This is a genomic window from Cytophagia bacterium CHB2 (genome assembly GCA_030263535.1).
Classification (GTDB): Bacteria; Zhuqueibacterota; Zhuqueibacteria; order Zhuqueibacterales; family Zhuqueibacteraceae; genus Coneutiohabitans.
Genome location: SZPB01000159.1, coordinates 1 through 13725, shown reverse-complemented (window position 1 = coordinate 13725; position 13725 = coordinate 1). Strand labels below are relative to the sequence as shown.

Genomic DNA, 13725 nt, shown 5'->3' with positions numbered 1-13725 from the left:
GACGAAAGCGCTCAAATCTGTTGAGGGTCTCGAGCCGTTCATGCAAATCGATGTGCCCATTGTCGGCACGGATAATTTCGATTTCATGATGGAAGGCGTGGGCAATCTCGTCGCCAATCAAGAGTCCGCCAATTACGGCCCGAATTATCACGCCGGCTCCGATACTTTCGATAAAGTTGATTTAAAACAATTACGTTTGAACGCCGCAATTGCTGCGGCTGTCACCTACGGTTTCGCTACGATGGAAGTGAATTGGAAACGCCAAACCCGTGCGGAAATCGAAGCGTTGATGAATGCCACGGATCTCGTCGCGCAAATGAAATCATTCAATGTTTGGGATGATTGGGCAAATGGCAAGCGCGGAAGGCAGAAGTGAGGGGAAATGGAGTAGTAAAGGGGAAGATGAGGTTTGCTAGGTTATAAAAGGAGTATTGTTGAAATGTTCAGCCACGGCTTGGCCGGGGCTTTCGCTGCTGCGCAACGTTATTGTCATTTCGCATCTTGCCGAGCAGCAAGGTCAAATCTCATCTCGCAGGTTTAAATGATTCGACGTTGTGCTTGTTGCTGAATCTCTGTGGTGTCCTGAAATCGTAGTTAACCTCACACCAAAATGAGGCGCTGAATCATGAAAATTATCACCGTATCGGTTTGCATCGCCGGAACGTTGCTTGCTTTCAACTCCCCTTCCGAATACGAAAAATACTGGCCGCAATGGCGCGGCCCCGCCGCCAACGGCGTGGCGCGGCACGCCAATCCGCCGCTGGAATGGAGTGAAACCAAAAACATTCGCTGGAAAATCGCGATTCCCGGCAAGGGGCTTTCCTCGCCCATCGTCTGGGGCGATCATCTTTTCATCACCTCTGCAATCCCAACCGAACAAGAAGCTGCACCGGCCGCGCCGGAAGGCGAAGGAGGCAGGCGCCGCGGTATCGCCCCCACAAGCAAAAACAAATTCGTGTTGATGGCGATCAACCGCCGCGACGGCAAAACCATTTGGCAGCGCACCGCAACCGAGCAAGTGCCGCACGAGGGCACGCATCTCGACGGCAGTTGGGCTTCGAATTCACCCATCACCGACGGCGAGCATCTCATCGCCTTCTTCGGCTCGCGCGGGCTGTTTTGTTATGACATGCAGGGCAAACTCATCTGGCAAAAAGATTTCGGCGACATGGCCACGCGCAACAGTTTTGGCGAAGGCAGCTCGCCGGCCCTGCACGGCAACACACTGGTAGTGAATTGGGATCACGAACAGCAATCGTTCATCGTCGCGCTCGACAAGCGCACGGGTAAGGAATTGTGGCGCGTCGATCGCGACGAACCCAGTTCGTGGTCAACGCCGCTGGTGGTGACGCACGAGGGCAAGCCGCAAGTCATCGTCAATGCTACAAACCGTGTGCGCAGCTATGATCTGGCCAACGGCAAATTGCTGTGGGAATGCAGCGGCATGACGCTGAACGTGATTCCCTCGCCGGTGGTGGATGACGGCATTGTTTATGTCACCAGCGGCTTTCGCGGCAGCGCGCTGTTGGCGATCAAACTCGCCGGCGCCAGCGGCGATCTCAACAACACGGCTTCCGTCGTGTGGAAATATGAACAAGACACGCCCTATGTGCCTTCGCCGTTGCTTTACGACAACAAGCTTTATGTTTTGAAAGTCAATAGCGGCATCCTCACCTGTTTCAACGCCAAAACCGGCGAACCGTTTTACAGCCGCCAGCGACTCGAAGAGGTTTCAAACATTTATGCCTCGCCGGTGGGCGCTGCGGGCCGCGTTTATCTCACCAGCAGAGACGGTATGACATTGGTGATCAAAAACGCCGAAAGTTTCGAAGTCCTTGCCAGCAACAAACTCGAAGACGACGTCGATGCTTCGCTGGCCATCGTTGACAGTGAAATCTTTCTCCGCGGACGGAAGTTTTTGTATTGCATTGCGGAGAAATAACGCTTGGGAATGACCGGCTATTCAGGCCGGTCATTACTTTTAGCTTGCTCGCAGAGTGCCAGTTGATTAGATTGGTGGCATGAAAAAATGGGAGGAAGTATGGACCACCTGCATTGGTTAGGCAAAGCCAATGAGAATCTAGCGGCAGCACAGCTTTGTTTTGATCACAGCCATTTGAATGCCTGCGCCAATCGGTTGTATTATGCCATGTTTCATGCAGATGCGACTCAATCATAAACAAGAAGAGCTGATCGCTCAACTGGCTGAGGATATCGAAAAGAGATTCCCCGAGGTTAAATTTGTCGAAGCCGTTCCCAGCCCGGAAGGTGAAAACGCCTTACTTCTCCGTTTCACCGAACCTGAAGACGATGATCGTTTCATGGATATTCTTGAATATGCCGGCGAACGAACAACGGACCTCCTGTTAGACTATGGCTATCACCTGGTTGTGGCGCCAGTCGTCAAGAATGGCGCACACGCGGCCCGGCTTTGAGCGCAAGCTTTTCGATGCTGCTGCCAGTTGCCGCCATCCTTCATACCGTGGAGATAAAGCCCGCATGCGCGAGGTGACGCCGCTCGAGTCCCCGTTTTCGCTCTCGCAAATTTGTGCGTGCAGCATCCACCCTCAGCTTTCAAGATGCCACTCTCGCCCATTTCTCAACTATTCATCAATACCACAATGAAAGGGTGTTGCCATGTTTCGACACGGCGCCTGTCTTTTTGTGAGTTTATTGCTGGCGTTACCGATCACTTTCCCCGCGCGAACACAGGAGAAAATCCGCATGCACAAGCTTCGTTTCGCCGTTTCATTCACGCAAGAAAAAAACAAAACCCCGCTCGATGGCCGGCTGTTGCTGATGTTTTCCACCAACGAAGAAAAAGAGCCACGCTTTCAAATCAGCGACGATCAAACGACTCAGCAAATTTTCGGCATCGACGTTGAAAGCCTCGCGCCCGGCCAAACCGCGTTTTTTGACGCCTCGGTTTTTGGTTATCCCGTAAAAAGCCTTGCCGAGATCAAGCCGGGCGAATATTTCGTGCAGGCGTTGTTGCACAAATATGAAACATTTCATCTCGCCAACGGGCATACCGTGAAGCTGCCGATGGACAGGGGAGAAGGCCAGCAATGGAATCGCGCGCCGGGCAATCTTTACAGCATGCCGCAAAAGATGATGATTGATCCCGCGAAGAATATCGTTATCAAAATAAATCTCGATCAGGAAATTCCTCCCATCGTACCGCCACAAGACACGAAGTACATCAAGCACGTCAAGATGCAGAGCGAGCGCCTCACCAAGTTTTGGGGCCGCCCGATGGAGCTGGGCGCGTGCGTGTTGTTGCCGGAAGGTTTCGACGAGCATCCCAACGCGCGTTACCCGTTGATGATTTTTCACGGCCATTTTCCCAGCACTTTTGGCGGCTTTCGTGAAGAACCGCCGGACCCCGATCTCGCGCCGGAATACAGCGCGCGCTTTCGTCTTGAGGGTTACAACAAAATCGTGCAGGAACACGCGCATCAATTTTATAAAGATTGGATCGGCCCGGATTTTCCGCGCGTGATCATCATCGAGATTCAACACGCCAATCCGTATTACGATGATTCCTATGCCGTCAACTCCGCCAATCTCGGACCCTATGGCGATGCCATCACTTATGAGTTGATTCCCTTCGTCGAGAAAAAATTTCGCGGACTCGGAACCGGGTGGTCGCGATTTCTGTACGGCGGCTCGACCGGCGGCTGGGAAGCGCTCGCGGCGCAGGTTTTTTATCCCGACGAATACAACGGCTGCTATGCGGCATGTCCCGACCCGATTGATTTTCGCGCGTATACGCTGGTCAATATTTATGAGCATAAGAACGCTTATTACGATGCAGGCCCGTTCAAAAAAGTGGCGCGGCCGGGCCGGCGCAACTACCTCGGCGAAGTCAGCAGCACAATTGAACAGGCGAATCACCTGGAACTCGTGTTGGGCACGAACAGCCGTTCGGGACAGCAATGGGATATTTGGGAAGCGGTTTATTCACCGGCAGGCGAGAATGGCTATCCCAAACGCATTTGGGATAAAATGACGGGAGAGATCGATCACAAAGTCGCGGAATATTGGCGCGAGAATTACGATCTTGGCCACATTCTCAAACGCGATTGGACCACGCTCGGCCCCAAGTTGCAGGGCAAGATTCACATTTATTGCGGCGACATGGACAATTTTTATCTCAACAATGCCGTTTATCTCGTCGAAGAGATTTTGAAGAATTTGACCAACCCGACATACGACGGTGAAGTCGATTATGGCGATCGCGCCGAGCATTGCTGGAACGGCGATCACACGCGGCCAAATGCGATCTCGCGTCTGCGTTATCATCAAATGTTCGCGCCGCGCGCCGTCGAGCGCATTCTCAAAACCGCGCCGCCGGGAGCGGATTTGAAGAGTTGGCGATACTAAAAAATCGCCCATAAAAATGGCATCCCACTTGAGATTGATACTGGCTTATAGAAAAATCACTTCTCGTCGGCATATTGGCAGGGAAGGATAAGCCGCGTTTATATGATCTTTGCGCATGCGGTCATATCTTAAAAGCCTGCATCCTCATCACGGCCTCATTGCCTATTGGAGTGTTAAAAATTTTCAACTCTATGGTATCTACCAGTCCTGAATGTTCCTTCGTTTAATTCTTTTTCTGTGGGATTTCATTTTTGTAGACTAATCTGTCTGCATGAACATCTAAAGGGAGTTTTTGATGAAACAAGGTATGCGATTTCACTTTGGCTTGACTAGTCTTCTCGTGTATTCTTCGCTTCTCTTCTCCCAAAAGCTTCCCACCGGCGCGTTTCATGACAACCGGCCGCGCGACTACGATATTCATCATTACAAAGCCGAGCTGGAATTCGATTTTGAAAATAGAAAAGTGACGGGCACGGCCACGATTAAATTAACGCCGTTGCGCGAGTTGAATTCCTTTTCGATTGACGCCATCGGCATGCGCATCCAGAGCGTCAGCGGCGTCGTGGGCATGACATTCAAATCAACTTCAACGACCATCGATCTCACGTTGCCGCAAAGCAAGATGCCGAAAGATACGATGGCAATCGTGATCAATTACGAATGCAATCCCCAGGGTGGCATATACTTCCGCCGCGATCAGAACAACACGAAACTGTTTTATGTTTCGACTTATGGTGAAGGCGGTTTGCACGCCAATTGGCTGCCGATTTACAACGATGTGAATGACAAATTTTCTACTGAACTGATTGTGGCTGTGCCTCCGCCGTATGTCGTCATTGCGAACGGCGAGTTGCTTGACCAATCGACGCGTAGCAACGGCAAGGTCGCTTATCATTGGCTGCAAAAACTGCCGCATCCGAATTATCTCATTTCAATTTATATCGGCGATTTCGAGAAGGGCGATTTGGCGCCCGCGTTCGGTGAGATTCCACTGAGTTACTGGGTGCCGCGCGGCCGCCTCGCTGAAGGTGCATATGCCTTTCGCAACTCCACCAAAATGATCGAATATTTTTCGCGGCGTTTCAATTACAGATATCCTTGGGTTAAGTATGATCAAATCGCGGTTCCGGATTATGCCATCGGCGCGATGGAGCATACCGGCGTCACCGGCCATCGCGCCAGCGTGCTGCGCGATGCCAGCGCGCCCGACGATTTCGGCCCGCCGGCGCTCGAGGAAATTACTTCACCCTGGAGTGCGGAAGCTACTATTTCTCATGAAGCTGCGCATCACTGGTTTGGGAATAGCTTGACCTGCCGCAATCTCAGCTACATCTGGCTCAATGAAAGCTTCGCGAGTTACTTGATGATGCTTTGGGATGAAGAATCCCTTGGCCAGGATCAACTGCGCTATTCCGTGCTGGTGGCGAAAGATCATTATTTCCGTTTCGTGCGCAACCATCACATGATTCGCGGCCTAGAGCATCACAACTTTGACAACACCAATGCGATTTACAACACCGAGCACACCTATCTCAAAGGCGCGGCGGTGCTGCACATGCTGCGCGCCGTGCTCGGCGACGAGCCGTATTTTCGCGCGTTGAGCCATTATCTCCACAAGCACGAGTACTCGAACGTGATTAGCGAAGATTTGAAAATCGCAATCGAAGAAGCAACGGGTGAAAACCTGCACTGGTTTTTTGATGATTGGATTGCCAACGGCGGCCATCCGAATTTCGAAGTGCGTTATCGCTATCTCGCCGAAAAGAAAGTGATCGACCTCAGCGTGAATCAATTTCAACCGATCGTCAAAGGCCAAGATTTGTTCAAGCTGCCGGTAAAGATTACGATTGCCACGCCCAGCCGAACCTGGCAGGAACGCGTGTGGGTGGAAAATGAGAGCGAGAGATTCTCGTTCTCCTGCAACGAAAAGCCGCTCATGGTAAGCTTCGACGGTGAGGGCGATTTAATTGCCGAAGTAAAATTCAACAAAGATGCAGATGAGTTGATTTATCAAGCGAAACACGACGCGGTTCCCGGCCGCATTTGGGCCATCCGCGAACTATCCAACCGTTTTCCTGTTGATACCCGGACTGTGGCCGCATTGTCGGAGATTATCGCGAGCAATGCCTTTTGGGCGGTGCGCGCGGAAGCTGCTCTGGCTCTCGGTGCGGTGCGCACGCCGGCAGCGCAACAAGCTCTCGAAGTTGCGTTGAAAGCGAGCGACTATCGCATTCGCAAAGGCGCGGTGCTGGCGTTGCCGAAATTCGGCGCGGCGATTGCCGAGCCGCGACTGAAGCAGGTGATCACGAAAGATGCGCATACCGACGTGGTTGCTGCCGCGATTCTGGCGCTGGCAAAGGCTAATCCCAAACAAGATCCGGCTTTCATTGCCAGACAACTCGGGCGCAAATCGTGGTATGATGAAATCACCATTGCCTGCCTACACGCTTTCGGTGTGCTGAAGAATGCGAGCTTGCTGGGAACAATCAAATCTTACTCGGATGATCGTTATAATCAAGATGTGCGCCAGGCAGCATTGCAAGCTTGGTCCGATATCGCGCCGGCGGATAAAGAGCTGCACAAAACCTTGCTCGATCTCACCCATTCACCGGTTTATGCCTTGCAGCAAGCGGCCATTGGCATGCTCGGTAGTTTGCAAGTAAAAGACGCGACAGCCCGTCTTCAAGCGATTGTTGAAGCTAATGCTGATGCGAATCTGAGCGTTCCGGCGCGAGAGGCATTGGCAGAAATTGAGAGGGCGCAGAAATAGCGATGGCAATGCTCAATAACGGTTTTCATCCTCGGGTAAAAATCTGTTGCATCAGCAGCCTTGCCGAAGCGCGACTTGCCATTCAATTTGGCGCTTCTGCGCTCGGCTTGGTTTCCGAGATGCCGAGCGGGCCGGGCGTGATTTCGGAAAAAGTAATCGCTGAAATAGCGGCCTATGTTCCGCCCGGTGTATCTTCATTTTTGCTCACGAGCAAACAGAGCGCAAAAGAAATCATCGCGCAACAGCGCCGTTGCGGCACGAACACGATTCAATTGGTTGATGAATTGCTGAAAGGCAGTTATGCTGATTTGAGAACCGCTCTGCCTGGCATCAAGCTCGTGCAAGTCATTCATGTCACCGGAGAAAACTCGATTGCAGAAGCAGAACGAGTCGCGCTGCATGTCGATGCCATATTGTTGGATTCCGGCAATCCCAATTTGGCAGTGAAAGAACTCGGCGGCACCGGTCGCACACACAATTGGCGCATCAGCCGCGAGATTCGTCAGAGCATAGACGTGCCGCTGTTTCTCGCCGGCGGATTAAGCGCCGATAATGTCCGCGCTGCCATTGAAGAAGTCGCACCCTTCGGCCTTGATATTTGCAGCGGTGTGCGTACGAATGGCAGGCTGGATGAAAACAAGTTGGCGAGATTTTTTGAAAGTGTTCGAAACCTCGCGTAGTTTTGCGAGAACTCATTTACACCTTAGCGCTTTGATTCTATGGAAATGTTCTTATTCCTGCTGCTCACCATCCTCGTCCTCGTTTTCATTCGCAAAGTCAACGAGTTGAGCAAAAGAGTTGACTATTTGCAAACGGAGCTTTTACGCCGGCAACAAACGGTGATGCCTCCGGCAGCCGCGGCCGGGATGCCGCATGCAGCAGAGTCGCCGGCAGCCAGTCCTGCAATCATCTCTGAAGCTACGCCAATCTCCCCGAAAGCGCCGCAAGCACAGACTCCCCCGATTCCCAAACCATTGCCGCCTCCACCGCCGCCCAAACATTCACGCACGCGCGCGGAATGGGAAGCGCTCGTCGGCGGCAAGCTGCTCAATCGCATTGGCGCATTTGCCTTGATTCTCGGCGTTGGCTTTTTTCTGAAATATGCCTTCGACAACAATTGGCTGAGCGAAACCATGCGCGTGCTCATCGGCGCTGCAATCGGCGCGGGTTTGCTGGTGTTGGGCAATCGCTCGCATCACAAGGGCTTGCAGATTTTTTCGCAAGGTTTGATCGGCGCAGGCCTCGCGATTTTTTATCTCAGCGTTTATGCTTCATTCAATTTTTATCATCTTGTGCCGCAAACCGTTGCGCTGGTAATGATGGCGGGCGTCACGGTCTTGGCCTTTTGGCAGGCGTTCGTTTATGATTCGCTCGCCATCTCGGTGCTCGGTTGGGCCGGCGGGTTTCTCACGCCCGTCATGCTCAGCACCGGCACAGCGAACGAGGTGGGGTTATTCACCTACGTTGCCTTGTTGAGCGCCGGTTTGCTCGCGGTTACTTTGAAAAACGAAGCCTGGGTGATCTTGGAGCCGTTGACGCTGGCCGGCATGTATCTCGTCTATTTCATCTGGTTCGCCGATGATTATACTGAAAGCGACTTCGCCCTCACGATATTTTTTCTCACAATCTTTTGGGGCTTATTCTTCAGTCTCGAGGTGAGGCATGCGTTGCGGCCAACAGCCGTGTTCAACGTGCCGCGGCAAATCGTTGCCGGCCTCAATGCTGCTTTGTATTATCTCGGCATGGCTGCGCTTTTTGAAGACCGCCATGAGGATTGGACCAGCGCGATGACTCTGGCGCTCGGCGCCGTCTATTTTATCACAATGGCGGCAATTAAGCGCCGCACGTCAAGTGAGACTTCAACGACGACCCGGCTGACGCTCACGGCCATCATTTTGTTGGTGATCGCAACTGCCATCGAATTTTCCGGATTCAAGCTAATCATCTTCTGGTCGCTCGAAGCGCTCGCGTTGCTGGCGTGCGGCAGGCGTTGGCGTTTATCTCATGTTTGGCAATCCGGTTTGGCATTGATTGGGATTTCGGTTTATGCCTTGCTCTTCACCAACGGCGCGCTGGCGTATCAACCGATTTCCGAATTCAAGCTCGTCCTCAATCAACGCTTTCTTGCATTTGCGATTTTGGCGGCAACGTGTTTTACCGCCGCGCGATTCATGAAAACCATTGAGCATAAGCAAGGCGGACTCTTGCAAATTTGCCTGCACTACGCTTGGTGTGTTTTGCTGTTTATTCTGTTCACGGTCGAAACCAATGACATCTTTGCCAAGTTGATGCTGAACACCACCGGGCAGGCGCAAGCGCATCTCGGCTCGATACTCGGTTACACGTTCGCGACGGTTTGGGCATTTTTCGCGCTGCCCGTGACGCTGGCCGGCATGCGCCAGAAAATGTTTCCGTTGCTTTACAGCGGGCTCGCGATACTCTCGCTCGCACTGATTTGGGCGGTGCTGCAGACGCTGGGACAGTTCAAACCGCTGAGTGATTTTGCCCTGTTGATCAATCATCGGTTTCTTTTGTCGATGGTATTGCTCGCCGCAGCGCTGTTTCTGCTGCGTGAAGCAAGCCGGTTCGACAAGTTCACCGCCAGCCAGGACAACGAATCCTTGGCGGGAAAAGAGAAGCAACGGCCGGCTTGGCTCAAGTGGTTGTTGATCGGCATTCCGACGATCATTGTTTTGTTTGTCTTCGGACTGTTCACCGCAGAAACGCGTGATTATTTCGACCGCGCGATTTCCTTGCTGAATCGGCCGGACACGTCTGCCGATATTTCACAAAAAATCGAGCAATTGCGCAATCTTAAACAACTCAGCGTTTCAGGCGTGTGGTTGTTGTATTCGATTGCGTTGATGGCGATCGGCATCTGGCGCCGCGCGCAGGGATTGCGCCTGCTCGCGATCGGCATTTTCGGCATTACAATCTTAAAAATTTTCTTATACGATCTTTCTTTTCTCAGCACGCTATACCGCATCTTTGCGTTCCTCGGCTTGGGCTTGATTTTATTGCTGGTTTCATATCTTTATCAGAAGTATAAAACCATTATTTTTGACGCGCCGGCAAAGCCGGAGGAGATGGGGTGAGAGGGGTTCAAACAGAAAGCGCGCAAAATTTCCCTCTTGCCTATTGCCTGCTCTCTTCGCATCTTGTCGGCAATTGTCTGGGTTTACGCATTTCTCAAGGAGGAGCCGTCTCATGAAGTCTCGCCTGGCCGTTTTCATTTTGTCTTTGTTTGTTTGCCTCCCTCTCGCTTACGCTCAACCAAAACTAAAAATCTATATCTCTGCGGACATGGAAGGCCTGGCCGGCGTGGTCAGCGAGGCGCAACTCGGCCCGGAGGGTTTCGAGTATCAACGCTTTCGCGAATTCATGACGAATGAAGTGAATGCCGCAATTGATGCGGCATTCTCTGCCGGCGCAACTGAAATCCTGGTAAGCGACTCGCACGGCAACGGCCAGAACTTGCTCATCGAGAAATTGCCGAAGAACGTACAAGTCGTGCGTTCCTGGCCGCGACCGTTGATGATGATGCAGGGCATCGACGAAACATTTGACGGCGTGATTTTTATCGGCTACCATACCAGCACGACGAATTCCGCGGGCGTGCGCGCGCATTCGTTTTCGAGTGCGACCCTGGCCGACGTCCGCCTCAATGGCGTTTCCATGTCAGAAGCAAGCTTCAACGCCGCGATTGCCGGGCACTTTGGCGTGCCGGTGATCATGATCTCCGGCGACGATGCGATTGTCAAAGAAGCGACAGCTCTACTTGGCAATATCGAAGGCGCGGTGGTGAAATGGGCGTACAGTTTTCATTCAGCGAAAAATTTGAATCCGGCCGCTGCCTGTGATTTGATTCGCGAGAAAGTTAAAACCGCGATGAACCGCCGGAAAGAATTCAAACCCTACAAGCTCTCGACGCCGATTCAACTCGAGGTTCGTTTCAAAAACTACCGGCCTTCCGAGGTGTTGAGTTATTTGTCCATCGTGCAACGCACGGATTCGCACAGCATCAAGTTTACGGGCAAGGACATGATCGAAACCTCGAAATTCTTCGAGTTTCTCGTAACGTATAGCCCGTCGCTGGCGCCATGAAAGATGAGAATCGAACATAAATGGATCAGCCACGGCTTGGCCGTGGCATTTGAATAGTACTAGTGCTCTGTTACCCTAATTCGTTGGGGTGTCTTTCGAAATGTCATTTGACGAATCTTGTGAAGTACTCGGCATTAGGCCTAGAATTTCACCAGATCCCTCGGGATGACAGAACGAAGATGGATATTCTTTTTAAGATAACAGTGTACTAGAGCATCTTTTTTGACTTACGAGTTCTTATGCGAAAAAAGCTGTATATTGCGCTTGCATTAAGCTTTGCTTCAACATCCTCGTTATTCAGCCAATCCCCGCCCGGCACTGAAATCTACTTGGTAAAAGCGACTTTTTCCCAGGCCTCTCCCCAATTCGGTGCGCCTCTCAACGTTACGATGCGTCGCGGTTATGATAATCAACCGGCATTTCTGCCCGACGGCAGCGGCTTGCTTTACTCCTCATTCCGAGATGATGGCCAAAGCGACATCTATCGTTATCAAATTGTCGATCGCGCGACGTTTCAAATCACAAAGACCCGAGAAAGCGAATACTCGCCAACGCTCATGCCTGGCGGAAAGTATGTTTCCGTTGTGCGTGTCGATGCGGATTCCATGCAACGGCTCTGGAAATATCCACTTGATGGCCGCTCTCCGCCGAGTAGGGTTCTGGAAATGGATGCCATCGGCTATCATGCCTGGATCAATGATCACACGTTGGCGCTTTTTATCCTGGGCAATCCGCCGGCGCTGCAAATCCGAGACGCACAAAACGGGAACGCGCAAATCATCAGCAGCAACACCGGGCGGTGCCTGCAAAAAATTCCCGGCCGCGAGGCGATTAGTTTTGTGCACAAAATCACGGCACACGAATGGCTCATCAAACAATTCGATATGGAAACATGGCAAACCGCGCCGTTATTGCAAACGCTGGCCGGCAGTGAAGATTACGCCTGGACGCCGGTCGCGAGCGTGTTGATGGCGCAAGGCACAAAGTTGCATCAATGGCATCCCAGCCGCGATAAAGATTGGCAAGAAATCGCCGATTTTGCCGAGGCCGGCTTATCCAGCATTACACGCCTCGCGGTTAGTCCGAGAGGGGATTGGCTGGCATTGGTGGCGGCGGAAACCAGCGTGAAATAAAAAATCTGGAAGGCATAGAGATACACAACCAGCCATGCTCCCCAGAGGGTGTCGGCATCCTGAGCGATGCGAGGTGACAGTGCCACCAGCGCAAGACTGTCCGCGATAACAAATTTTTTGAACACCCCGCTGGTAAGACGACGACCTGCATCCACCAATCGTTCAGCATCTAAGCGGGACTGTGCTCGTAAATCCCCTGTAAAACGCTGTGCCTGGTCAATTGGCCCGGCGACAAGCGAGGCTGGGAAAATCACATAAAGCAGCGCTTCCTGAAAACTCAAGGCCGGCAGGCGGTCATTGCGGAAGTCCAGCAGCACAGCAATCAACCGGAAGGCAATGTACGAAATCCCAATCCACTGAAGATCACTCCCACTGGCGGACTGAGTGTCCATGCCCTCCGCGAAGCGTGCAGCCTGGCTCAAAAAACGCACCAGGGCAGGCGTTTTAAGAACAAAAAGAATCACCACCAGACAAAAAATTATGACCAGCCCTGCTTGTTTGCGAAATTCGATCTCACCCCGTGTAAAGACTGCTGCGCCAACCACAGTGCCAAGACCCAGCGTGCCAATAGTCGCCAATTTCAACCAATCTGGAGAGGCATCTGGACGGGAAATGACCATGCCGAACCCACAGCCCAGACCAAGCAGCAGGCCAATCTGCTGCCAGTTTTCTGAATTTTCCGGCGAGCGTGTCAGCCACCAGACGGCGGCAGTAAGAAACAGGGTTGCAAACGGAAATAGCCAGATGAACCTGTCTACAGGGAGAGGCGGTTGCAGCCAGAACAGGGCAATGAGACTGAGTACAAAAAATACGGTTATTCGCCACCGTTCCGGCACGAAGCACCCAATCAGCAGGCTGACAGCCGCCGCGATGAGAATTTCTGTGATTTCCATATGGCATTCATTGTAGTCGATTTACCAGGTGTGTTAAACTTGCAGTTCTTCAGGGGGAAGATTGATGGCACTTACGAAAATCGGGCCTTACGAAATCCTGGAAGAAATCGGCGCTGGCGGGATGGCGACCGTGTATCTGGCGCGGCAGGAGTCGATGGGACGCTTTGTGGCGGTCAAGGTGATTCACAGGGCCATTACCAGCGACTCAACTACCCTTGAGCGCTTCCAGCGCGTCGGCAAAGGCGTCGATTGTCCAGCCATTTTCCGGCAGCGGCACACCTGCGCGGGCGAACAGGTCGCTGTAGGCCGCCTGGACGTCGAGCAGATCGGCTACGTCTATGAGGGTCTGCTGGAGCGCACCGTCAAGCGCACCGCCGAGGTCACGCTGGAACTCGACGGCACCAAGAATGCCAAGGCGCCTTGGGTCAAGTTGGCCGAG

General features: G+C 52.5%; 11 protein-coding genes. All 11 read left to right on the top strand.

Annotated elements, in window-relative coordinates; all coding sequences use genetic code 11:
• Nucleotides 1–40 precede the first annotated feature (40 nt).
• Nucleotides 41–376, top strand: a complete 336-nt coding sequence (locus tag FBQ85_15810; GenBank protein MDL1876615.1) for a hypothetical protein — start codon at nt 41–43, stop codon at nt 374–376.
• A gap of 249 nt (nt 377–625) precedes the next feature.
• Nucleotides 626–1942 carry a hypothetical protein gene (locus tag FBQ85_15805; protein MDL1876614.1) on the top strand — a complete coding sequence of 439 codons (1317 nt, stop codon included), beginning with the start codon at nt 626–628 and terminating at the stop codon, nt 1940–1942.
• Nucleotides 1943–2029: 87 nt separating this feature from the next.
• Nucleotides 2030–2179, top strand: coding sequence for a HEPN domain-containing protein (locus tag FBQ85_15800; GenBank protein MDL1876613.1), 150 nt, complete (start codon nt 2030–2032; stop codon nt 2177–2179).
• Nucleotides 2157–2435: a hypothetical protein gene (locus FBQ85_15795; protein MDL1876612.1), complete on the top strand. Its 279-nt coding sequence runs from the start codon at nt 2157–2159 to the stop codon at nt 2433–2435. Before FBQ85_15800 ends, FBQ85_15795 begins: the two co-directional genes overlap by 23 nt.
• A gap of 202 nt (nt 2436–2637) precedes the next feature.
• Entirely contained in the window at nt 2638–4386 is a 1749-nt protein-coding gene (locus tag FBQ85_15790; protein ID MDL1876611.1) for a hypothetical protein, read from the top strand.
• Between the two features lie 295 nt (nt 4387–4681).
• On the top strand, nt 4682–7156 hold the full coding sequence (locus FBQ85_15785; GenBank protein MDL1876610.1) for a hypothetical protein: 2475 nt from the start codon (nt 4682–4684) through the stop codon (nt 7154–7156).
• A gap of 8 nt (nt 7157–7164) precedes the next feature.
• Nucleotides 7165–7836, top strand: coding sequence for a phosphoribosylanthranilate isomerase (locus FBQ85_15780; protein MDL1876609.1), 672 nt, complete (start codon nt 7165–7167; stop codon nt 7834–7836).
• Nucleotides 7837–7875: 39 nt separating this feature from the next.
• Nucleotides 7876–10251, top strand: a complete 2376-nt coding sequence (locus FBQ85_15775; protein MDL1876608.1) for a DUF2339 domain-containing protein — start codon at nt 7876–7878, stop codon at nt 10249–10251.
• A 112-nt stretch (nt 10252–10363) separates the two neighbouring features.
• Nucleotides 10364–11260, top strand: coding sequence for a hypothetical protein (locus tag FBQ85_15770; GenBank protein MDL1876607.1), 897 nt, complete (start codon nt 10364–10366; stop codon nt 11258–11260).
• Nucleotides 11261–11499: 239 nt separating this feature from the next.
• Complete coding sequence (locus FBQ85_15765) at nt 11500–12393, top strand: hypothetical protein (GenBank protein MDL1876606.1); 894 nt, start codon at nt 11500–11502, stop codon at nt 12391–12393.
• A gap of 957 nt (nt 12394–13350) precedes the next feature.
• On the top strand, nt 13351–13725 hold a 375-nt coding region (locus FBQ85_15760; GenBank protein MDL1876605.1), incomplete at its 3' end, for a hypothetical protein.